The following is a 22,020-nucleotide window of genomic DNA, read 5'->3' as shown; positions in this document are numbered from 1 at the left end:
CCTGACGCCGCCCGGACGGGCACCGGACGCCGCCTGGTGCCTCGCGCCCGACACGCGGGGAGGGGGTGGTCCCGGAGGGATCCGGGACCACCCCCTCCCCGGTTCCGTGGGCCGCCGTGGGACGGAACCCCCCGTCAGCGGGAGCCCACGGTCACGGGGCCACGGCGCGGCCGGTCTGCGGGGAGATCCGGCCGGCGCACAGGCCCTTGCTCGCCAGCGTCTGGGAGATGCGCGGGATGGCGGCGAGGGTGTTGGCCGACCACTCGTGCATGAGGATGATCTGCCCGTTGGTCAGCCGTGACACGGCCTGCACGATGGCGTCGGTGCTCGCACCGTTCCAGTCCTGCGAGTCGACGTCCCAGATGATCTGCCGTAGACCGTACTTGGCCTCCACCGCCTGGACGGTGGAGTTGGTCTCGCCGTACGGCGGGCGGAACAGCTGGGGTGTGCCGCCGCCGGCCGCGGCGATCGCCTGCTGGGTGCGGGAGATCTCGGAGTCGATCTGCGCCTGGCCGAGCTGCGTCAGGTGAGGGTGGGTGTAACTGTGGTTGCCGATCCACATCCCGGCGCTCACCTCGGCCCGGACCTGTGCCGGGTAGGCGGCCGCATACTGGCCCTCGTTGAACATCGTGGCCCGCAGGCCGTTCTGTTTCAGGGCGCTCAGCAGGGCGGGGGTGTTGCTGTTGGAGGGGCCGTCGTCGAAGGTGAGCCCGACGTAGCCGTAGCAGGTGGCGGCGTGCGCCGGAGCGGCGTCGACGGCGGCGGTGACCGTGCCGGCCACGGCTGTCGCGGCGACGGCGAGTGCGGTCAGCAGGGGGCGGTGTGCGGCGCGCATGCGGGTGGGTCCTCCTCGGATGGGGCGTGACCTCGCTGGAGGGTGGTCGGACGGCGCGGGGACCTTCAGCCGTTCACCGTGATGTTGGAGCTGCCGCTGCTCTGGTATCCCTCGGTGGCGAGGATCATGTAGTAGCTGAAGCTGCCGAGGGGCATGCCGGCGCGGGCCCAGGCGTCGAAGTGGTTGCCGGTGGTGATGGTGCCGCCGGTCCGCCTGGACTGCCGGACGCTCCAGTACTGGTTGAAGGTCCTGGTGCCTTCCACGGACGGGGCGTTGTACCGCGTCGTCTGGTAGATGTCGTAGGTGCCGCCGTCGCTGGTGACCGTGCCCTTGTACGTTCCGGTCGGCCGGTAGGTGCCCCAGTTGTCGACGATGTAGTACTCGACGAGCGGGTTCGAGGTCCATCCGTACAGGGCCAGGTAGGCGTTGCCGGACGGGCTGAAGCTGCCCGAGTAGCTCACGGTCCGGCGTCCGCCGTTGCTCCATCCCTTGCCCGCGACGAAGTTGCCGGTGTTGCGCCAGGAAGTGCTGTAGTTGCCACCCGAGTTCAGGGTCATGGAGACCGTTCCGGGCGCGTCGGTCCAGAACGAGTAGTAGAAGCCGTTGTTGGTGCCGGTCTGGTTGGTGGTGATGGTCGTCGCGGCGTGGGCGGTGCCGGGCAGCAGCAGCCCGGACGCGGTCGTCGCGAGCGCCACGGCACCCGCGCGGTTGATGAAGCCCCGGCGGCTCATCGGGCGGGACACGGCGTTGTTCTGATCCATGCTTTCTCCTGGGTGAGGGCTGTGGTGGAGCGGAAGACCCGGACGGACCCGACCGGCCGGATTGTCATGCTCGCGTCAGAAAGCTGGGCGGTGGCCGTCCCCGTCGGGGAGGGCTCGATTGGTGGAGAGTATGCGACCGTGCCGAAACGGCGGTCAATGCGTCTGTTTCCGAAACTTCACCGAAACTTCTGGGCTACTGACGTGCGGTAGTGGCGAAAGTTTCGCGGGGTGGGTGCATCCACCAATACGCGTCCTGTGCGGAACGGTTGACGGCGCCATGGCGGCTGCTTAGCGTGGCGCAACGCTCGCAAGATGCGTCGAAACTTTCGAACGACACCGGGAGTACTCGTGCACCTGCCCCGTCTCGTCGCGGCCGCCGCCGCGACCTGCTGTCTCGCGCTGCTGCCCGTCACCGCCGCCACCCCCGCGGGGGCGTCCGGCGGTCCCTCCGTGCCGGACCGCCCGCTGCGGCAGCTCGCCGCCGACGACCATCTGCGGGTCGGCACCGCCGTCGACATGTCCGCGCTCACCGACGACGCCGCCTACCGCCGGCTGACGGGCTCCGAGTTCTCCACCGTGACCGCGGAGAACGTCATGAAGTGGGAGGCGCTGGAACCCCGCCAGGGGGAGTACGACTACGCCGCCGCCGACCGCCTGGTCGACTTCGCCCGCCGGCACGGGCAGAAGGTGCGCGGCCACGTCCTGGTGTGGCACAGCCAGTTGCCCTCCTGGCTCACCTCCGGCGATCTCACCGCCGACGAGCTGCGCGCCGTCCTGCACCGGCACATCACCGACACCGTCCGGCACTTCAAGGGCCAGGTCTGGCAGTGGGACGTGGTCAACGAGGCGTTCAACGAGGACGGCACCCTGCGCGACAGCATCTGGCTGCGCAAGCTCGGCCCCGGCTACATCGCCGACGCCTTCCGCTGGGCCCACGAGGCCGACCCCCACGCCCTGCTCTTCTACAACGACTACAACACCGAGTGGACCGGCCCGAAGAGCGACGCCGTCTACGACCTGGTCCGCCGCCTGCGCGCCGAGGGCGTCCCCGTCCACGGGGTCGGCTTCCAGGGGCACCTCGGCATCCAGTACGGCCTGCCCACCGACATGGCCGCCAACTTCGCCCGCTTCGACCGGCTCGGCCTGGCCACCGCCGTGACCGAGGCGGACGTCCGCATGGAGATGCCGGCCGACGCCGCGAAGCTGGCCACCCAGGCCGAGGGCTACCGCCGCCTGCTGGACGCCTGTCTGCGCGCCCGCCACTGCATCTCGTTCACCGTCTGGGGCTTCACCGACAAGTACTCCTGGGTCCCCGACACCTTCCCGGGCGAGGGTGCCGCCAACCTGTTCGACGAGGAGTACCGCCCGAAGCCCGCGTACCGGACACTCCAGTCGGAACTGGCGGGCCGGGCGCGGTCCGCGCGGCCGGATGACGCCGGGCGCACCCGCCCGGAATCCATCTCGCAGCCGTAGCGGGGCCCTGCGCGGGTAGCCGGATGGACGGAAACGGTCCGGTTCGGCACAGACAGGGATGATCGTGGACGGACGTTCGCTTCGCGCGGTGGGCTGGGCTCGCTCGCTGCCGCTCAACAGTCAGGTCAAGACGGCACGGGACTGGGCGCGGGCCCACCTGGACGAGCTGGGCTGGACCCGTTCGGCCCCGGACACGGCGGACGACGTGCTGCTGGTGGTGTCCGAACTGGTCACCAACGCACACGTCCACGCGCACAGCACCGCGCAGCTGGTGATGTCCTGGGACAACGACTGCCTGCACATCGCGGTGCACGACACCTCCCCGGTGCTGCCCGAGCCCCGGCACCCCGACGCGCTCCAGCCGGGCGGACGCGGCATGCTGCTGATGGACGCCCTGGCCGAACGCTGGGAGGCCCGGTCCTGCCCGCACGGCAAGACCGTCCTCGCCTGCTTCCGCCCGCCCGCCCGAGCGAACGCCTGACCCGGCGTACGGCCCGCCGTACGCCGGGGAGGGGGGAGGGCCGGCGCACGGCCGGGGCGCGGTCCGGTGTTCAGCCGGTGGCGGGCGGTGCGGTGCTCTGGCGCACCACCAGGTGCGTGGCCAGTTCGATGCGCAGCGCGGCCTTCCTCGGGTCCGCGCGCCGCAGCAGCATCCGGGCCGCCTCCTCGGCCATGCGCTGGAGCGGCTGCTGAACGGTGGTCAGCGGCGGGCTCGACCACCGGGCCGGCGGTACGTCGTCGTACCCCACCACCGACAGCTGCCCGGGCACGCTCAGGCCCAGCACCCGTGCCGCCTCCAGGACGCCCAGTGCCTGCAGGTCGCTCCCGGCGAATATCGCCGTGGGCCGGTCCGGCCGCCGTAGCAGGTCCATGGCGTGCTCGAAGCCGCCCTGGACGTGGAAGTCGCCGAAACGCACCAGCCCCGGCTCCGGTTCGTGGCCGGCCATCGCCATCGCCGAGCGGTACCCGTCCAGCCGGGCCAGCGAGCACATCAGGTCCTCGGGGCCGGTGATGATGGCGACGCGCTCGTGTCCCTGGTCCGTGAGGTGGCGGGTGGCGGCCACCCCTCCGGCCCAGTTGGCCGAACCGACGGACGGGACGTCGGGATCGGGATCGCCCGCCGGGTCCACGATGACGAACGGGATGGCCCGGGAGCGCAGTTGCCTCTTCACGTCCTCCGGGACCGTGGAGAAGACCAGCAGCACGCCGAGGGGGCGGCGGCGCAGCACCCCGGCGATCCACTCCGGCCCGGGGGCGTGCCGCGTCCCGCTCTCGGTGAGTGCGACGGTCGCGTCGTTCTGCTTGGCGACGTTCTCCACACCGCGGATGAGCTCCATCGCCCAGACGCTCTCCAGTTCGTGGAAGACGATCTCGATGAGCGGTGCCTGCGGCGGCCCCACGGTCCGCCGGCGGTAGCCGTGGACCTCCAGGAGACGCTCCACCTTGGCTCGGGTCGTCGGTGACACATCCGAACGACCGTTGAGCACCTTCGAAACTGTCGGAAGCGAGACGCCGGCCTCCCTGGCCACGGCTGCCAAGGTGACTCTGCGACCGACCTGGGCTTCTTCGCGCATGGCCGCAGCATAGGCCAGAACGGCGGGTAACGGTTTGGCCGCGTACGTGCAGAACCGTTGACCAGTTCTTCCCGAGGCTCCTACTGTCCAGCCGCAGGACTTTCGGCTATTGATCCGAAACTTTCGGAAGGCGGATGACCATGCGTACACGGATGCCTCGAGTGCTCGCTTGTGCGGCGACGCTCGCCCTCGCGGCGAGTCTCGCCGCATGCGGCAACGGAAGCGGTGGGGGTTCCTCGGACGACGGCAAGATCCACGTGCTGGTCTACGGGGACGCCAGCAACAAGGTCGAGAAGAAGATCATCGAGACCTTCAACAAGACCTCGAAGGTCAAGGCCGTCCTCGACACCATCCCGGGCGCCGACTACCAGCAGAAGCTGCAGACCATCATCAACACACCACAGGCGCCGGACATCTTCTTCAACTGGGGCGGCGGCAGCATCCAGCCCTTCGTCAAGGCCGGGCTGCTCATGCCGCTGGACGACTTCGTCAAGAAGGAACCGGATCTCGACAACAAGTTCCTGCCGAGCGTCTACAACAGCGCCGTCATCGACGGGAAGCCCTACGGCATCCCCATGCGCGGCACGCAGCCGGTGCTGCTGTTCAGCAACAAGGAGGTGCTCGGCAAGGCGGGCGTACAGCAGCCCAGGACATGGGACCAACTGCTCGACGCCGTCAAGAAGCTGAAGTCCGCGGGTGTCACGCCGATCGCCCTCGGCGGTGGCGACCAGTGGCCGACGCTGATGTGGTTCGAGTACGTCTACGACCGCGTCGCCGGGCCGGAGCTGTTCCAGAAGGCCCTGGACGGCGACAAGGACGCCTGGGCGAGCGCGGACAGCAAGAAGGCGCTCGGCATGCTGGAGGAACTGGTCGACACCGGCGCCTTCGGCAAGAACTACGACTCGGTGAAGTACACCAACGGCGCCTCGCCCGCGCTGGTGGCCCAGGGCAAGGCCGGCTTCGAGCTGATGGGTTCCTGGTACTACGCCCAGCAGCAGCAGGACGCCAAGGACTTCGCCGCCAAGGGCCTCGCCTACAGCACGTTCCCGACCGTCCCCGGCGGCAAGGGCGACCCCTCCGACGTCGTCGGCAACACCAACAACTTCTACTCGGTGCTGAAGAAGACCAAGCACCCCGAGGCGGTCGCCGAGTTCCTGAAGCTGATGTACTCCGACGAGTTCGTCAAGGCCCAGCTGGCCATCGGCAACCTGCCCACCACCACGAACACCCCGCAGTTCCTCGACACCTCGGCCAGCCCGGAGTACTCCCGCTTCCAGTACGACCTCGTGGCCAAGGCCAGGTCCTTCCAGCTCTCCTGGGACCAGGCCTACCCGCCGTCCGCCATCACCCCCATCCACCAGGCCGTCCAGCAGTTCTTCAACGGACAGCTCGACGCGGACGGCTTCATCAAGGCCATGCAGGCCCTGCCGACCGAATGATCCGCTCATGACCACACAGATCACGAGCGCTCCGCCCACCGCCGCGGCCTCCAGGAAGGCCCGGCGGCGGCCGGAGGACTCCTACGCCGCCCACGGCACCCGCCCGGGTTTCCTCTGGGCGCTGCCCGCCACCCTGTTCTTCGCCCTCTTCGCCATCGCACCACTGATCATGGTGGCGGTGCTGTCCTTCATGAGCTGGAACGGCCTGGGTTCCCCCGAGTTCGTCGGGACGGACAACTGGAAGCGCATCCTCGACGACCCGGTGATGATCCAGAGCATCTGGCTCACCCTGCTCCTCACCGCGCTGGGCGTGGTCATCCAGACCCCGCTGAGCATCGTGCTCGGGGTCTGGGCCGCCGGGCACCAGCGCAACCGCGCCGTCCTCTCGGCGATCTACTTCATCCCGCTGCTGCTGTCCGCCACCGCCGTGTCGGTGCTCTGGCGGGCGCTGCTCGACCCGAACTTCGGCATCCCCGCACACATGACCTGGCTGTTCGGGGACGGCAACCTCTTCGGTGAACAGAGCACGGCCATCGGGGTGCTGGCCTTCGTCAGCACCTGGCAGTTCACCCCGTTCCACACCCTGATCTACCAGGGCGCCGCCCGGGCGATCCCGCCGGTGCTCTACCAGGCGGCCGCGATCGACGGCGCCGGACGCTACCGGCAGTTCTTCCACATCACGCTGCCGCAGCTGCGCAACGCGGTCGTCACCTCGGTGATCCTGATGATCGTCGGCGGGCTCACCACCTTCGAGACCGTGCTCATCCTCACCCAGGGCGGACCGGGCACCGACACCACGATCAGCGCCTACTACATGTACCAGAAGGCGTTCAAGGGCTTCGACTTCGGAGCGGGCTCGGCCATCGCCCTCTGCCTGGTCGTGGCCGCCACGGTCGTCTCGCTGATCGTCGTCCGCGTCTCCGGCTACGACAAGATGCGCAGCGACATGGAGGGGGTGTCATGAGGAGCCGTCCCAACTACCTGGCCGGGGCCGGCTCGCTGCTCTGGCTCGTCCTGGTGGGCCTGCCGCTGTACGTGATGCTCGCCGCGACCCTGCGCACCCGGCAGGACTACGCGAAGAAGGGCCCGGTGTCCTTCCCCGGGGAGTTCACCCTCGACAACTACACCGGGGCGTTCGACTCGGGCTTCGGCCGGTACTTCCTCAACACCGTCATCGTCACCGTCTGCGTGGTCGGCGTGGTGGTGTTGCTCGTACCGCCCCTGGCCTACGCGATCGTACGCAGCCGCAGCCGCGTCACCTCGCAGATCTTCCGGCTGTTCCTGCTGGGCCTCGCCATCCCCGCCCAGGCCGTCATCGTGCCGATGTTCTACCTGATCAGCGAGGCGGGGCTGTACGACAACCTGCTCGGCGTCATCCTCCCCACCGCCGCGTTCTGCCTGCCGATGTCGGCGCTCATCCTGAGCGGGGCGATGCGTGACATCTCCCCGGAACTCTTCGAGGCCATGACGATGGACGGGGCGAGCCCGAGGCGGATGTTCTTCCAGCTCGTCGTCCCGCTCTCACGCGGCGGCCTGTCCACGATCGTGGTGTTCTCCGCGCTCCAGGCCTGGAACGGCTTCCTGTTCCCGCTCGTCCTGACCCAGTCCGACTCGACCAAGGTCATCACCCTCGGTCTGTACAACTTCCAGACCGAACACGGCGTCGACATCCCCGGCCTGCTCGGAGCCGTGACGCTGTCCATGGTGCCCGTCCTGCTCGTCTACCTGTTCGCCCGCCGTGCCCTGGTCCAGGGTCTGATGGGCATGGGAGGAAAGTGACCGCCAACGTGGCCGTAGAGACCACCCCCGAAGTCCCCCTCTGGAACGACCCGACCCAGGACATCGGCACCCGCGTCTCCGCGCTGATCGACGCGATGACCCTGGAGGAGAAGACCGCCCAGCTGTACGGCGTGTGGGTCGGCGCGTCCGACGAGGGAGGTGAAGTCGCCCCGCACCAGCACGACATGGAGGAGGCCGGCGACCTCGAAGCCCTGCTCCCGGCCGGCCTGGGCCAGCTGACCCGCCCCTTCGGCACGGCGCCCGTCGACCCCGCGCTCGGCGCGCTCTCCCTGCTGCGCACCCAGACCCGGATCGCCGCCGCGAACCGCTTCGGCATTCCCGCCCTGGCCCACGAGGAATGCCTGGCCGGGTTCGCCACCTGGGGCGCCACCGCCTACCCCGTCCCGCTCTCCTGGGGCGCCACCTTCGACCCCGACCTGATCCGCCGGATGGCCGCCGCCATCGGCCGCGACATGCGGTCCGTCGGTGTCCACCAGGGGCTCGCGCCCGTCCTGGACGTGGTGCGCGACGCGCGCTGGGGCCGCGTCGAGGAGACCATCGGCGAGGACCCCTACCTCGTCGGCAGCATCGGTACCGCCTACGTCCAGGGGCTGCAGTCCGCCGGTGTCGTCGCCACCCTGAAGCACTTCGCCGGCTACTCCGCCTCCCGCGCCGGCCGCAACCTCGCACCCGTCGGCATGGGCCCGCGTGAACGGGCCGACGTGCTCCTGCCCCCGTTCGAGATGGCCCTGCGCGAGGGCGGCGCCGACTCCGTCATGCACGCCTACACCGACACCGACGGGATGCCCTCGGCGGCCGACGAGGAGCTGCTCACCGGGCTGCTGCGCGACACCTGGGGCTTCACGGGCACGGTCGTCGCCGACTACTTCGGCATCGCCTTCCTGAAGACCCTGCACGGCGTCGCCGGCGACTGGGCGGAGGCGGCGGCCACGGCCCTCGGCGCCGGCGTCGACGTGGAGCTGCCCACCGTGAAGACGTTCGGCGCGCCCCTGGCCGAAGCCGTCGCCGACGGCCGGGTACCGGAGGAGCTGATCGACCGCGCGGTACGCCGGGTGCTCCTCCAGAAGGCCCGGCTCGGCCTGCTCGACGCGGACTGGGACCCGGTGCCGGCCCGGCTCGCCGGAGCGGACCTGGACGACCCCGACGCCCTGCGCGGCACGGTCGACCTGGACACCGCCGAGAACCGGGAACTGGCCCGCACCGTGGCGGAGGAAGCGGTCGTCCTGCTGGCCAACGACGGCACCCTGCCCCTCGCCCGGCCGCGCCGCATCGCCCTGATCGGCCCCAACGCGACCGCTCCCACGGCCGTACTGGGCTGCTACTCCTTCCCCCAGCACGTCGGCGTGCACCACCCGCAGACCCCGCCCGGCATCGACCTGCCCACCCTGGAGGACGCCCTCCGGCGGGAGTTCCCCGACGCGGAGATCACCGTCGTGCAGGGCACCGGCGTCGACGACGCGGACGTCTTCGGCATCCCGGAGGCCGTCGGCGCCGCGCGCCGGGCCGACGTCGTCGTCGCGGCACTCGGCGACCGCGCGGGCCTCTTCGGCCGGGGGACCAGCGGCGAGGGCTGCGACGCCGAGTCCCTGGCCCTGCCCGGCGCCCAGCAGCGGCTGCTCGACGCGCTGCTCGACACCGGCACGCCGGTGGTGACGGTCCTGCTGGCCGGCCGGCCCTACGCCCTCGGCCGGGCCACCGACGAGGCCGCCGCGATCGTGCAGTCCTTCTTCCCCGGGGTGGAGGGCACCACCGCCCTCGCCGGAGTGCTCAGCGGCCGGACCAACCCCTGCGGGCGGCTGCCCGTCAGCGTGCCCCGCGACACCGGAGGCCAGCCCGCCACCTACCTCGGGGCCCGGCTCGCCCAGGCCAGCGACGTGTCCAGCATCGATCCCACGGCGGCGTTCGCGTTCGGCCACGGCCTGTCGTACACGTCCTTCGACTGGGGCGAGCTGGCGGTCGACCGGCCCGAGGCGGACACCGGCGGCGAGTTCTCCCTCGCCTTCACCGTGCGCAACACGGGGGAGCGGTCCGGTACCGAGGTCGTCCAGCTCTATCTGCACGACCCGGTAGCCTCCGTCGTCCAGCCGGTGCAGCGGCTCATCGGCTACGCCCGGGTCCCGCTCGCCCCCGGCCAGGCGCGCCGGCTGCGGGTCACCGTGCCGGCCGATCTGGCCTCCTTCACCGGACGCGACGGGCGCCGGGTGGTCGAACCGGGCGAGCTGCGGCTGCGGCTGGCGGCGTCCAGCACGGACGTCCGCCTGACCGCGACGGTGGCCCTGACCGGGCCCGTACGGCAGGTGGACCACAACCGCCGGTTCCACGCCCACTTCGAGCCCGAGCCACCGCGGCCGACGACCGCCACCGCCTGACCCGCGCGCCCCGCGACACCGTCGGCACATCGGGGCCCGACCGACGTCGGCCTCCACGACCCTCGCGGCCGTGGAGGCCGGCCTCGGTCACCGGACCGGCGGCGGCCAGCGATGCTTCTGTCCGTGGTCAGCCGCGCCGGGCGGTGACGGTCACCAGGCGGTCCGGGCCGGCCAGGACCCAGGCGCGGCCGGGTGCGCGGCGTACGACGGTCGCGCCGCCGTCGGCCGTGATCCGCCAGGTGCCGGGCGGGACGGACAGTTCGGTCAGCCGGTGGCCGCCGGACGCCGTACGGTACGCCAGCCGGTAGACGCCCGCGTCGGAGTCGTACGCGGCGGAACGGACCGTGCCGGCCACCGCCTCGGCGTACGGTTCGGCGGTCAGCTCCTTGTTGGTGCGGAAGGCGCCGGTGTCGTCGACCGCGCAGTACCCGCCGCCGTAGCACCACACGTAGCCGGCCCAGCCGGAGGCGTAGCGGCCCAGGGAGGCCAGCGCGTCCTGGTAGAAGCGGTTCATGTGCGGCAGGGCGTTGTTCAGCGGGCCCCACTCGCCGACCACGACCGGGACCCGGTAGCGCCGCGGGTACTCGGTGACCGCCCGCTCGTACGCCTCGATCCAGCCGGAGCCGGGGTCGTAGTCGCCGCCCGCCTCCATGGCGGAGTCGTAGAAGTGCGGCGCGTACACGACCCGGGGGTCGTCCACGCGGCCGAGGCCGGTCGGTACGCCCTCGCCGACGACCGGGGTCGGTTCCACGAACACCCAGGCGTCCCGGTCCGCCGAACGGACGGTGTCGGCCAGGCGGTTGTACATCGGCGTGAGCTCGTCGCGTTCGATGCGGCGCGCGGCCGTCGCCAGGTCTTCCCCGGGCCGCAGCTCGCCCATCGGCTCGTTGATCAGGTCGTAGCCGAGCACGGCCGGATGGCGGGCGAAGCGGGTGGCGAGGACGCGCCACATGCCGGCCTGGGCGCGCCGGAGGTCCGGGTCCGCGTAGAGGTGGGTGAAGGCACGCTGCACGGCGGGCTCGAAGTACTCGGCGAACCAGTCGTCCGGATGAGGTGTGAACGGCAGACCGTCGGTCCTGGTCGCCCACTCGGGCACCCCGCGGTGGCCGAAGGCGGGCCCGAAGACGTCCTGGTGGGCGTCGATGACGACCTTCACGTCGTGGCGCTGCGCCCAGTCGAGGACGCGTTCGATCCGGCGCAGGTAGTCGCGGCTGTACCGGCCCGGGCTCGGCTCCAGGTCGTCCCAGAAGACCAGCAGCCGGGCGAAGTCGAAGCCACGGGCCCGCATGTCGCGCAGGTGGCGTTCGGTGACGGCCGTCAGGGCCTCGTCGCCGCGGTGTGTCTTGTCCTCGATGTTCCAGCCGTGCAGGGTGAGCACCCGCCCGTGCCGGTCGGTGAGCCGGGGTACGTCCGGTCCGGTCTCCTCCGCGTGGGCGGTGGCGGGGGCGAGCAGCGCGGCGACGACCGCGCCGGTGGTGAGAAGCGCTCGCAGCACGGGAAACCTCCGGGCCGGTGGTGTGTCGGTGTGCCGCGCATCCCACCAGCCCCCGCCGCACTCTTCAAGGGCCCGGCTGCACTCCAACCACCTTGACTTGAAGTGCACTTCAGGTTCCAGACTCCCCTGCCACCAGCCACGTACGGGAGGACCAGCATGAAGTACCGCACGATCGGGACCGACCCGGCCACCCGCCGGGAGGTGAGCGTGCTCGCGCTCGGCGCGATGCTGTTCGGGTCGCGCACCGACGAGAAGACCTCCTTCGCCGTCCTCGACCGCTATGTCGAGGCCGGCGGCAACTTCATCGACACGTCCGACAACTACGCCTTCTGGGTGGACGGCAGCCAGGGCGGCCAGAGCGAGGAACTGCTCGGGCGGTGGCGGCGCAGCCGGGGCGTCGGCGACGAGGTCGTCATCGCCACGAAGCTGGGCGCCCGGCCGCTCGCCCCGGGCACCAGCTACACCGACAACGCCGAGGGCCTGTCCGCCGAGGTCGTCCGGGAGTCCGCCGAGCGCAGCCGGGAGCGGCTCGGCGTGGACCGGCTCGACCTGCTGTACGCGCACATAGACGACCCCACCGTCCCGCTCTCGGAGACCGTCGCGGCCTTCGCCGAGCTGGTCGCCGAGGGCACCGTCGGCCTGCTCGGCGTCAGCAACCAGGCCGTGTGGCGGGTGGAACGGGCCCGCGCCCTCGCGGCGGCCGGGGGCCTGCCCGGGTACGAGGTCCTCCAGTACCAGCACAGCTACCTGCGGCCGCGTACGGACGTGCCGAGCGAGCTGTTCCCGGACGGCAGCCTCGGCGGCGCCGACGCCCAGCTCCTCGGCTACCTGCGGGCGGAGCCGGGTCTCACCCTGGTCGCCTACTCACCGCTGCTCACCGGCGCCTACACCCGCGCCGACAAGCCGCTGCCGGCGGACTACGACCACCCCGGCACCCCCGCCCGGCTCGCGGTGCTGCGCGAGGTGGCCCGGGAGACCGGAGCCACCGCCAACCAGGTCGTCCTGGCCTGGCAGCTGGGCGGTGACCTCCCGGTCATCCCGCTCGCCGGCGCCTCCTCGGTGGCCCAGCTGGAGGAGAACCTCGCCGCCGTCGACCTGGAACTCACCGCGGACCAGCGGTCCCGCCTGGACGCGGCGCACTGACCGCCCCGGGCTCCCGGACCGCGGGGACGAGCCCTGGGACGCGGGTGCGGGACTCGGTCAGCGGTCGTCCTCGGGGAGCGGGACGCTGCGCACCACCTTGCCCTCGCCCCCGCTGGCCAGGAACCGTCCGTCCGGATAGAACGCGACGGCGTTCACCGCCCGGCCCTGCTGGAGGGTGACCAGTGACCGACCCGTGTCGGCCGACCACACCCCGACGGTGCCGTCCTCGCCGCCGGCCGCGACGAGGGTGCCGTCGGGGCTGAACGCCACCGACCGCAGACCGGCGTCCTGCTCCGCCCGGAAGAGCGGAGTCCATGACTCCGTCTCCCTGACCTCGACGACACGGTCCTGGCCACAGGTGGCGATCTTCCGTCCGTCCGGGGAGAAGGCGACACCGAGGACGAAGTCGTGGTGGGGGATCCGGGCCCGCTGACGGCCGTCGCCGTCCCAGACATACGCGTTCCTGTCCTCGGACGCCGTGAGCAGCAGGCGCCCGTCCGGGCTGAACCTCACGGCCTTGACCGCGCGGGCGTGGCGCAGGGCCAGTACCTCGCTCGCGGTGCCGAGGTCCCAGACACGGACCGTGGCATCCGCGCTGCCCGTGGCCAGGTACTGCCCGCTGGGGTCGAAGTCGACCGTGTTGACGAAATGCCGGTGGGCCAGCTCGGCGTCGACCGAACCGGTCGACCAGTCCCAGACGCGCGCGAAGTTGTCCGTGCTGCCGGTGGCCAGTCTGCTGCCGTCGGGGCTGAAGGCGGTCGCGTTCACCATGGTGCTCCACCCGCCGAGTCGGCGCTCCCACCTGGGCCGGCCGGTGACCACGTCCCAGATGCGGATGAGCTTGCGGGAACCGGTGGCGAGCAGGCGGCCCTGCGGATGGACGGCCAGGCTGACCACCCAGTGCCCGGTGTCGATCACCATGAGGGGTGTGACACCGGGCGAGGGCGTCCTCAACGGCGGCGGCGAGGGCGGGGGCGGGGGCTGCGGGAAGGACGGCTCGGTTTTCCTGTCCCGGTGTGCCTCGCGCCGGAGCCGGTCGATGTCCACCGCCGCTTTCCCCGGGTCAGGAGCCGGCCGCGCAGAGGTGAGGTCGAACAGCCGGGCGTCGCCGCTGCGCTGGTACAGCACGGGCGTGAAGCACTCCAGGCTGTCGTCCTTGTCGGCCCGCAACGCGATACGCCCCGTGCGCACCGCCTCGTCGACCGGTCGGTTGGCCGCGAGTGCCTGGTAGAAGGCCCGGGAGAAGAGCGCGGCCGCTTTGTCGGTCACCGGGAACTGCATGGCCACCACCGCCGGCACCGTGTACTCCAGCTTGGCGGCCGTGCTGGAGAACAGATCCAGCGCGTGGGAGGTGCCCGTCTCGCAGCTGTTGAGCACGACGAGGCGTGGTGCGGGCTCGGCGACGCTGATGAGTGAGCCGAGCGCCTCGGCGTGCAGGGGATCCTCCCGCCCCTGCTCGTCGGCGAAGACGATCATTCCCTGCCGTCGTTGATCGTCGAACCTCCCGTGTCCGATGAAGTGGAAGATGTGGCAGCCGCGCAGCAGCGCGTCGAAGAGATGCTGCTTGGTCTGCCCCCTCACCCATTCGAGCTGCACCATTCCCTCGTCCATCAGCGGCCGGAGCGCCGTACTCAGACCATCCCGCTCCAGGTCCGCGTCGAGCGTGCCCAGCGAGCCGGGCAGGGCCACCATGCCGAGGATGCGCAGCGGCGGCTCCACGCGCAGCGGCGAGACCGGCTCCAGCATCTCCACGTAGCGGATGACCGGATGGTGCAGGCAGAGGTAGCCGCCGAGCTTCGCGTCGTACAGCAGTTCCCAGGGCAGGGCCGCCAGCTCCGGGGCACGCACCCGCAGGATCATGCGCAGTCGCCGGCCCCGCTCCTGCGCCTTCTGCCTGCTGGACAGGTAGAGCGCCTTGATCGCGCTCTGGAACACGGAGTCGAACAGCGTGCCGCCGACCTGCCGGGCGGGCGCCTCCATCCCCGCACCCAGGCTCCGGGAGCGTGCGGCGGACCCCAGGACGGCCGCCTCCAGCGAGGGCAGCCGCTCCAACAGCGCGTCCGCGTCGATGCCGGCGACGGCGGTGTCCTCACCGCACGGCGACGACACCTCGATGCGGTAGCCGCCGGGCGCCTCACTCATTTCGAGCACGAAATCGAAGTCCGCCGCCATGGCGCCGTTCTCCCCTCCGGCCGGGTCAACGCCTCGCTGCGGCCACGGTGTGCGAGGGAGTGGCGGGGGTCTCGTTGTCATCCCCTTCGAGTACGGAGGCGTTGCCGTTGATCCACTTGAGGAAGGCGTCGTAGTGGTCGGGGTCCGAGACCTGGGCGAGGACGACGATGTTGTACCGCCGGTCGGTGTAGAGGGCCACCGCGGTGTTCCCGACCATGTAGCAGGCCTGATCGCCCATGGTGACGGACTGGTCACCGAGGATCCACTCCTGTTTGCCGCCCTTTCGGAAGTCGTCCACGGAGGTGCACTCGGTTCCCGGCAGGTCGCTGGGGCCGGCCTTGTTCATCCAGTACTTCTGCATCGAGTCGACGTCGGGAAACAGGGTGAACCAGGCCTGCTCCGGAGTGGTGTTCTCCTCGGTGCCGGTGCATTCGAGTCCCACCGCGCCCTTAGGTGATTCAGCGGCTTCCGAGCAGTTCATCTCGGCCTTCACGGCGGACGGAACGCGCGTCCTGAGGTCCGCCAGTGAGGGGCCGGGCTCTTCCCTCTCCGTGATCACGCCCCACATCCCGCCCGCCAGCAGGAGCACGCCGAGGATGGCCAGCGCGATGCGCGGTGCCCGGTGCATCTTCGGAATGGTCATCAGGCGCCGGGAAATGCCACTGCCGATCAGTGCGGCGGCCAGCAGGAGAATGCCGATGATGATGAGAACGATCTCGAGGGCGAGTGACATGGCTCGCCTCCTTCGTGTGCGTAGCCACGGTCCTCACGGCTGAAGCCCACCGACCGCTGCCCTCGCCCGCGGTGCCATACAGTCCGAATTGAGAGAACTGTCAACTACCTGGCGGTGTGGGGGATTTCGTGCTAATCCAGATCTTATGGCGATTATGGAGTTCCCGCTACACGACGGTGGCGGCGTGCTCGTCAGGGTCTCCGACGAGCGGGTGCCGAGCCCCGCAATCACCCGGAGCGGATCGGCTCCCGGGGTGATCGGGAAAGCCGAGGCGACGTTCGACTCCCTCAGCCGTGCCGTGCGCGCGGTGGCCCAGGACATGGCGGCCCAGATGGAAGGGCTCGTGCAGCGCCCCGATGTCCTGCTCGTGGAATTCGGTGTCGAACTGAATGCCAAGGCGGGAGCGGTCATCACGACCGCAGGCGCCTCGGCTCAGCTGAAAGTCAGCCTCACCTGGAACAGGTCCTGAGCCGGACCGCGTAAGACGGCGGCTCCGGCGTGCCCGGCGGCTGCCGCCCGTCCCCACCGGTCGGCCCAGACGCCTTTCACGGCGACGGGCCGGCCGGGTGTCTCGGCCACCAACTGGGCAGTGTGGAAGGGTCGTCCGGGTTCCGGCCGGCAGAGGGGCCCATGCCCGTCAGGCGGAGGTCTGGGGCGCGAGGTGCCTGCAATTTGTCCTTACATTCGGACCTGCTTGTGAAATGATGTCTTAACAAAGTATTGACAGCGGGCCCGACAGGGACTTGTATCCCGTCCCAACGCACACGCGTCCCCTTGCCCCGTCGCACGCACAGTGAGGTGCAGGAAAGATGGACCGCTTGTCTCGCCCCCGCTCCCGCAGACCGGCCCCCCTCGTGGCCCTGGCCGCCGCGGCAGCCCTCACCCTGGCCGGCTGCTCCAGCAGTTCCGGCGGCAAGAAGGCCGAGGAGGAAACGGCGAGCGCCTCCGCGGGCAAGGCCGACACCCCCCGCATGACCGTCGCCCTGATCACCCACCAGGCGCCCGGCGACACCTTCTGGGACACCGTCCGCAAGGGCGCCCAGGCCGCGGCGGCCAAGGACAACATCGAGCTGATCTACTCCGCCGACCCCAACGCGGGCAACCAGGCCACCTACGTGCAGAACGCCATCGACCGGAAGGTCGACGGCATCGCGGTCACCCTGGCCAAGCCCGGCGCGCTGAGGAGCGTGATCGGCAAGGCGAAGCAGGCCGGCATCCCGGTGGTCGGCCTCAACTCGGGGCTGAGCGACTGGAAGAAGCTCGGCCTGCTGGAGTTCTTCGGGCAGGACGAGAGCGTGGCGGGTGAGGCGTTCGGCAGGAAGCTGAACACCACCGGCGCCAAGAAGATCGTCTGCGTGATCCAGGAACAGGGCAACGTCGGCCTCACCCAGCGCTGCGACGGCGTGCGGAAGACGTTCGAGGGCACCACCGACACCCTGTACGTGAACGGCACCGACATGCCGTCCGTGAAGTCCACGATCACGGCCAAACTGAAGCAGGACGAGGACGTGGACACGGTCGTCACCCTCGGCGCCCCCATCGCCCTGACCGCGGTCCAGTCGGTGGGCGAGGCCGGCGGCAAGGCCAAGGTGGCCACCTTCGACCTCAACAAGGAACTGGTCAAGGCGGTGCGGAACGGCACCATCCAGTTCGCCGTGGACCAGCAGCCCTACCTCCAGGGCTACCTGGCGGTCGACTCGCTGTGGCTCTACGAGAACAACGGCAACTACAGCGGCGGCGGTGAGCAGCCGGTGCTCACCGGCCCGGCCTTCGTCGACAAGTCCAACGTCGACAAGGTCGCCGAGTTCGCCGCGAAGGGCACCCGGTGATGAGCATGACCCAGCAGTCGACGCCGGCGGTCGGCAGGCCGCCGGCGTCCGGCCCCAGGCAGACCGACGGCCGCACCGCCCGGCGCCCGCTGGTGCCGAGGCTGCTGGCCCGGCCCGAGGTGGGCGTCTTCCTCGGCGCCGTGGCCGTCCTGGTCTTCTTCCTGATCGCGGCTCCGCCGGTGCGCGACGGCGGCTCGATGGCGAACATCCTGTACCAGTCCTCGACCATCGGCATCATGGCCCTCCCGGTGGCCCTGCTGATGATCGGCGGCGAGTTCGACCTCTCCTCCGGCGTCGCCGTCATCTCCTCGGCGCTCACCGCGAGCATGCTCAGCTACCAGCTGAGCCTCAACGTGTGGACCGGCGTGATCGTCGCCCTGGTCGTGTCCCTCGCGATCGGTGCCTTCAACGGCTGGATGGTGATGCGGACCGGGCTGCCCAGCTTCCTGGTCACCCTCGGCACCTTCCTGATCCTGCAGGGCGCCAACCTGGCCGTGACCAAGCTGGTCACCGGCAACGTCGCCACCGACGACATCAGCGACATGGACGGCTTCGGCCAGGCCAGGAAGGTCTTCGCCTCCTCGTTCGGCGTCGGCGGGGTGCAGGTGAAGATCACCGTGATCTGGTGGCTGGTCTTCGCGGCCCTCGCCACCTGGGTGCTCCTGCGCACCAAGTACGGCAACTGGATCTTCGCCGTCGGCGGCGACAAGGGCAGCGCCCGCGCGGTCGGCGTCCCGGTGGGCTTCACCAAGATCACCCTGTTCATGCTGGCCGGCTTCGGCGCGTGGTTCGTCGGCATGCACAACCTGTTCTCGTTCAACACCGTGCAGTCCGGCGAGGGCGTCGGCCAGGAGCTGATCTACATCGCCGCGGCCGTCATCGGCGGCTGCCTGCTCACCGGCGGCTACGGCTCCGCGATCGGTCCCGTCTTCGGCGCGTTCATGTTCGGCATGGTGCAGCAGGGCATCGTGTACGCCGGCTGGAACCCGGACTGGTTCAAGGCCTTCCTCGGCGTGATGCTCCTCGGCGCCGTCCTGATCAATCTATGGGTCCAGCGCACGGCGACCCGGAGGTGACCCATGACCGACAAGCGAACCGGAACCCACGACGCCGTCCGCCGGAACGGCACCCCCGCCCAGGATGCCCCCCTCGTCGCACTGCGCGGCGCCGGCAAGTCCTACGGTGGCGTCCGGGCCCTGCACGGCGTCGACCTGGAGGTCCGCGCCGGCCGGGTCACCTGCGTGCTCGGCGACAACGGCGCCGGCAAGTCCACCCTCATCAAGATCGTCTCCGGGCTGCACCAGCACACCGAGGGCGAGCTCCTCGTCGACGGCGAGCCGGTGCGGTTCACCTCCCCGCGCGAGGCACTGGACAAGGGCATCGCCACCGTCTACCAGGACCTGGCGACCGTCCCCCTGATGCCGGTGTGGCGGAACTTCTTCCTCGGCTCGGAGATGACCAAGGGCCCCTGGCCGCTGCGCCGCCTCGACATCGCCCGCATGAAGCAGACCGCCGACGCCGAACTGCGCGACATGGGCATCGTCCTGGACGACCTGGAGCAGCCCATCGGCACCCTCTCCGGCGGCCAGCGGCAGAGCGTGGCCATCGCCCGTGCCGTCCACTTCGGCGCCCGGGTCCTCATCCTGGACGAGCCGACGGCCGCGCTCGGTGTGAAGCAGTCCGGCGTGGTCCTGAAGTACATCGCCGCCGCCCGCGACCGCGGCCTCGGCGTCATCTTCATCACCCACAACCCGCACCACGCCTATATGGTCGGCGACCACTTCAGCGTGCTGCGCCTCGGCACCCTGGAACTGTCCGCCGACCGCGGCGACGTCGGCCTGGAGGAGCTGACCAACCACATGGCCGGCGGCGCCGAACTGGCCGCGCTCAAGCACGAACTGGCCCAGGTGCGCGGCGTCGACGTCGAGGAACTGCCCGAGGAGGGCGACCTCACCGCACCCGTGGCGACCTCCCCCGAAGGGAACTCCTGACCATGCCCCACGTCCTCGACCGCATCCGGGTGGGCTCGGCCCCCGACTCCTGGGGCGTCTGGTTCCCCGACGACCCCCGGCAGGTGCCCTGGGAACGCTTCCTCGACGAGGTCGCCGAGGCCGGCTACGACTGGATCGAACTGGGCCCGTACGGCTACCTCCCCACCGATCCGGCCCGGCTCACCGACGAGGTGGCCAAACGGAACCTGAAGGTCTCGGCGGGCACCGTCTTCACCGGCCTGCACCGCGGCCCCGCCGTCTGGGCGGAGACCTGGGCCCACGTCAGCCAGGTCGCCGCGCTCACCCGGGCGATGGGCGCGAAGCACCTGGTGGTGATCCCCTCCTTCTGGCGGGACGACAAGACCGCCGAGATCCTGGAGCCGCCCGAGCTGACCACCGAGCAGTGGGCGCACCTGGCCGAGGGCATGGAACGGCTCGGCCGCGAGGTGAAGGAGCGCTACGGCCTGGACATCGTCGTGCACCCGCACGCCGACACCCACATCGACACCGAGGAACACGTCGAGCGGCTCCTGGACTCGACCGACCCCGCTCTGGTCGGCCTCTGTCTGGACACCGGCCACTACGCCTACTGCGGCGGCGACAGCGTCAAGCTGATCGAGACCTACGGCGAGCGGATCGGCTACCTGCACCTCAAACAGGTCGACCCGGCCATCCTTGCCGAAGTGGTCGCCGACCAGGTGCCGTTCGGGCCGGCCGTGCAGCGCGGGGTGATGTGCGAACCGCCGTCCGGGGTGCCGGAGCTGGGGCCGGTGCTGGAGGCGGCGCAGCGGCTGGGCGTGGACCTGTTCGCCATCGTGGAGCAGGACATGTACCCCTGCGAGCCGGACGAGCCGCTGCCGATCGCCGTGCGCACCCGGCGCTTCCTGCGCTCCTGCGGGGCGTGAGGGACGGAGCCGAGGGCCGGGGGGGGAACCGGGTCGTGGTCGCCGGACCGCGGCCCGGTTCCTTCGGTGTCCCAGCGGATTCGGCCGGCCGGTGGCCGGGAACCTTCCGGGGGCACGCGGGCGTTGAGGACGATGACGGGGGATGCCCGCGCAGACGGGAGGACGAGATGACACACCGCACGGAACCTCGCAAGGCGCCCCAGGACCCGGCCGACGCGGCCGCCGCGCGCCACGACCGCTTCGGCACGCTGCCCGAGCGGATACGCCCGGAGGACACGGTGGAGACCAGGGCGGCGACCTTGCCGGATCCGGCACGGGACACCTACAACCCGGACGAGTGGCTGATTCGCTACTGCGGCTGACAGAGCCCGGGCGTACGGCGCCGGCACGCGGCCCGGCGCCGCCTCACGGCCCGGCGCCGGCACGCGGCCCGGCGTCGGCTCGCGGGCTCAGCCCCGCCGCACCTCCGCGAGCGTCACCGGCCGGTGCTCGCGCAGCGACAGCGTGCACGCCTCGGCGATCCACCCGGCCTCCAGGGCGTCCTCGACGGTGCACGGAGAGGGGCGGGTGCCGGCCACGACCTCGGTGAAGGCGGTCAGTTCGGCCCGGTAGGCGTCGGCGAAGCGGTCCATGAAGAAGTCGTGCGGGGTGCCGGCCGGGAAGGCCACGCCCGGCTCGGCCGAGCGGAGCGGCAGCTTGTCGTCCAGGCCGACGGCGAGGGAGTCGGCGAAGCCGTGGAGTTCCATGCGCACGTCGTAACCACGGCCGTTGTGACGGGAGTTGGACACCACCGCGATCGTGCCGTCGTCCAGGGTCAGGAGCGCGCCCGTGGTGTCGGCGTCGCCCGCCGCCCCGATGTAGTCGGCACCCCGGTTGCCGCCCACCGCGTACACCTCGGTGACCTCACGGCCCGTCACCCAGCGGATGATGTCGAAGTCGTGCACGGAGCAGTCCCGGAAGATGCCGCCGGACGCGGCGACATAGGCGGCCGGGGGCGGCGCCGGGTCCAGGGTCGTGGAGCGGACCGTGTGCAGTGTGCCGAGCTCGCCGGAGCGCACGGCGGCCCGCGCGGCGGTGAAGCCCGCGTCGAAGCGCCGGTTGTACCCGATCTGGACCGGCACGTCGCTGTCCCGGACGGCCTCCAGGACCCGCAGGCCCTCCTCGACCGTCCCGGCGACGGGCTTCTCGCAGAAGACCGGGACACCGGCCTCGACGCCGGCCTGGATCAGGGCGGGGTGGGCGTCGGTGGCGGCCGCCACCACGATGCCGTCCACACCGGCCGCCAGCAGGGCTTCCGGCGAGTCGGCGACCTCGGCCCCGAACCGCTCGGCGGCGGCCTTGGCCGCGTCCGCGAACGGGTCGGTGACGACGAGCGACCCGACGGCGTCGAGGCCGGAGAGGGTCTCTGCGTGGAAGGCGCCGATGCGGCCGAGGCCGAGGATTCCGATACGCATGGGGTGCTGCTCCTAGGGTTGGTCGTCGCCGGCGCAGTGGAAGGTCC

The 22,020-nt window shown here is 70.9% G+C and carries 20 protein-coding genes; 13 read left to right on the top strand and 7 right to left on the bottom strand.

Annotated features, from left to right (window positions below; genetic code table 11):
- Nucleotides 1-151: 151 nt before the first annotated feature.
- Complete coding sequence (locus ABZ576_RS21580; RefSeq protein ID WP_360742957.1) at nucleotides 152-835, bottom strand: polysaccharide deacetylase family protein; 684 nt, start codon at nucleotides 833-835, stop codon at nucleotides 152-154.
- Between the two features lie 65 nt (nucleotides 836-900).
- Nucleotides 901-1,596, bottom strand: a complete 696-nt coding sequence (locus tag ABZ576_RS21575) for a glycoside hydrolase family 11 protein (RefSeq protein ID WP_360742954.1) — start codon at nucleotides 1,594-1,596, stop codon at nucleotides 901-903.
- A gap of 348 nt (nucleotides 1,597-1,944) precedes the next feature.
- Here ABZ576_RS21575 and ABZ576_RS21570 point away from each other — a divergent pair, with 348 nt between their 5' ends.
- Complete coding sequence (locus ABZ576_RS21570) at nucleotides 1,945-3,069, top strand: endo-1,4-beta-xylanase (RefSeq protein WP_360742951.1); 1,125 nt, start codon at nucleotides 1,945-1,947, stop codon at nucleotides 3,067-3,069.
- Between the two features lie 64 nt (nucleotides 3,070-3,133).
- Entirely contained in the window at nucleotides 3,134-3,550 is a 417-nt protein-coding gene (locus ABZ576_RS21565; protein ID WP_360742948.1) for an ATP-binding protein, read from the top strand.
- A 70-nt stretch (nucleotides 3,551-3,620) separates the two neighbouring features.
- On the opposite strand, the gene ABZ576_RS21560 is transcribed toward ABZ576_RS21565, so the two are convergent.
- Nucleotides 3,621-4,643 carry a LacI family DNA-binding transcriptional regulator gene (locus ABZ576_RS21560; protein WP_360742945.1) on the bottom strand — a complete coding sequence of 341 codons (1,023 nt, stop codon included), beginning with the start codon at nucleotides 4,641-4,643 and terminating at the stop codon, nucleotides 3,621-3,623.
- 134 nt (nucleotides 4,644-4,777) lie between these two features.
- Here ABZ576_RS21560 and ABZ576_RS21555 point away from each other — a divergent pair, with 134 nt between their 5' ends.
- The 4 genes from ABZ576_RS21555 to ABZ576_RS21540 are packed head-to-tail and all read left to right on the top strand — an operon-like array spanning nucleotide 4,778 to nucleotide 10,251.
- Nucleotides 4,778-6,082 carry an extracellular solute-binding protein gene (locus tag ABZ576_RS21555; protein WP_360742942.1) on the top strand — a complete coding sequence of 435 codons (1,305 nt, stop codon included), beginning with the start codon at nucleotides 4,778-4,780 and terminating at the stop codon, nucleotides 6,080-6,082.
- A 7-nt stretch (nucleotides 6,083-6,089) separates the two neighbouring features.
- Nucleotides 6,090-7,046 carry a sugar ABC transporter permease gene (locus ABZ576_RS21550; protein WP_360742939.1) on the top strand — a complete coding sequence of 319 codons (957 nt, stop codon included), beginning with the start codon at nucleotides 6,090-6,092 and terminating at the stop codon, nucleotides 7,044-7,046.
- Nucleotides 7,043-7,861 (top strand): carbohydrate ABC transporter permease, encoded by an 819-nt coding sequence (locus ABZ576_RS21545; protein ID WP_360742936.1) that lies wholly within the window; start codon nucleotides 7,043-7,045, stop codon nucleotides 7,859-7,861. The genes ABZ576_RS21550 and ABZ576_RS21545 overlap by 4 nt, the downstream gene beginning before the upstream one ends.
- The gene (locus tag ABZ576_RS21540; protein ID WP_360742934.1) at nucleotides 7,858-10,251 is read left to right on the top strand and encodes a glycoside hydrolase family 3 N-terminal domain-containing protein; all 2,394 of its coding nucleotides are present in this window, start codon (nucleotides 7,858-7,860) and stop codon (nucleotides 10,249-10,251) included. The genes ABZ576_RS21545 and ABZ576_RS21540 overlap by 4 nt, the downstream gene beginning before the upstream one ends.
- A 127-nt stretch (nucleotides 10,252-10,378) precedes the next feature.
- Here the strand turns inward: ABZ576_RS21540 and ABZ576_RS21535 are convergent, their stop codons facing one another.
- The gene (locus ABZ576_RS21535; protein ID WP_360743369.1) at nucleotides 10,379-11,704 is read right to left on the bottom strand and encodes a cellulase family glycosylhydrolase; all 1,326 of its coding nucleotides are present in this window, start codon (nucleotides 11,702-11,704) and stop codon (nucleotides 10,379-10,381) included.
- 198 nt (nucleotides 11,705-11,902) lie between these two features.
- Between ABZ576_RS21535 and ABZ576_RS21530 the strand changes: the two genes are divergently transcribed.
- Nucleotides 11,903-12,889 carry an aldo/keto reductase gene (locus tag ABZ576_RS21530; RefSeq protein ID WP_360742931.1) on the top strand — a complete coding sequence of 329 codons (987 nt, stop codon included), beginning with the start codon at nucleotides 11,903-11,905 and terminating at the stop codon, nucleotides 12,887-12,889.
- Nucleotides 12,890-12,946: 57 nt separating this feature from the next.
- On the opposite strand, the gene ABZ576_RS21525 is transcribed toward ABZ576_RS21530, so the two are convergent.
- On the bottom strand, nucleotides 12,947-15,031 hold the full coding sequence (locus tag ABZ576_RS21525) for a CHAT domain-containing protein (protein WP_360742928.1): 2,085 nt from the start codon (nucleotides 15,029-15,031) through the stop codon (nucleotides 12,947-12,949).
- Nucleotides 15,032-15,086: 55 nt separating this feature from the next.
- The gene (locus ABZ576_RS21520; RefSeq protein ID WP_360742925.1) at nucleotides 15,087-15,794 is read right to left on the bottom strand and encodes a hypothetical protein; all 708 of its coding nucleotides are present in this window, start codon (nucleotides 15,792-15,794) and stop codon (nucleotides 15,087-15,089) included.
- Nucleotides 15,795-15,939: 145 nt separating this feature from the next.
- Between ABZ576_RS21520 and ABZ576_RS21515 the strand changes: the two genes are divergently transcribed.
- From ABZ576_RS21515 to ABZ576_RS21490, 6 genes are all read left to right on the top strand, one after another.
- On the top strand, nucleotides 15,940-16,263 hold the full coding sequence (locus ABZ576_RS21515) for a CU044_2847 family protein (protein ID WP_360742923.1): 324 nt from the start codon (nucleotides 15,940-15,942) through the stop codon (nucleotides 16,261-16,263).
- Between the two features lie 340 nt (nucleotides 16,264-16,603).
- A complete protein-coding gene (locus ABZ576_RS21510) occupies nucleotides 16,604-17,623 on the top strand; it encodes a sugar ABC transporter substrate-binding protein (RefSeq protein ID WP_360742920.1) in 1,020 nt (339 codons plus the stop codon).
- The gene (locus ABZ576_RS21505; RefSeq protein ID WP_360742917.1) at nucleotides 17,623-18,699 is read left to right on the top strand and encodes an ABC transporter permease; all 1,077 of its coding nucleotides are present in this window, start codon (nucleotides 17,623-17,625) and stop codon (nucleotides 18,697-18,699) included. Before ABZ576_RS21510 ends, ABZ576_RS21505 begins: the two co-directional genes overlap by 1 nt.
- A gap of 3 nt (nucleotides 18,700-18,702) precedes the next feature.
- Nucleotides 18,703-19,614: an ATP-binding cassette domain-containing protein gene (locus ABZ576_RS21500; RefSeq protein WP_360742914.1), complete on the top strand. Its 912-nt coding sequence runs from the start codon at nucleotides 18,703-18,705 to the stop codon at nucleotides 19,612-19,614.
- Nucleotides 19,615-19,616: 2 nt separating this feature from the next.
- Nucleotides 19,617-20,519, top strand: a complete 903-nt coding sequence (locus tag ABZ576_RS21495) for a sugar phosphate isomerase/epimerase (RefSeq protein WP_360742911.1) — start codon at nucleotides 19,617-19,619, stop codon at nucleotides 20,517-20,519.
- 167 nt (nucleotides 20,520-20,686) lie between these two features.
- Nucleotides 20,687-20,881, top strand: coding sequence for a hypothetical protein (locus ABZ576_RS21490; protein WP_360742908.1), 195 nt, complete (start codon nucleotides 20,687-20,689; stop codon nucleotides 20,879-20,881).
- 87 nt (nucleotides 20,882-20,968) lie between these two features.
- Here ABZ576_RS21490 and ABZ576_RS21485 read toward each other — a convergent pair whose 3' ends face one another.
- On the bottom strand, nucleotides 20,969-21,973 hold the full coding sequence (locus ABZ576_RS21485; protein WP_360742905.1) for a Gfo/Idh/MocA family oxidoreductase: 1,005 nt from the start codon (nucleotides 21,971-21,973) through the stop codon (nucleotides 20,969-20,971).
- Nucleotides 21,974-22,020: the final 47 nt, after the last annotated feature.

The sequence above is a fragment of the Streptomyces sp. NPDC013455 genome (assembly GCF_040632975.1).
GTDB lineage: Bacteria > Actinomycetota > Actinomycetes > Streptomycetales > Streptomycetaceae > Streptomyces.
The sequence above is the reverse complement of the archived record's forward strand: the minus strand, read 5'-3'. Positions and strand labels throughout refer to the sequence as shown.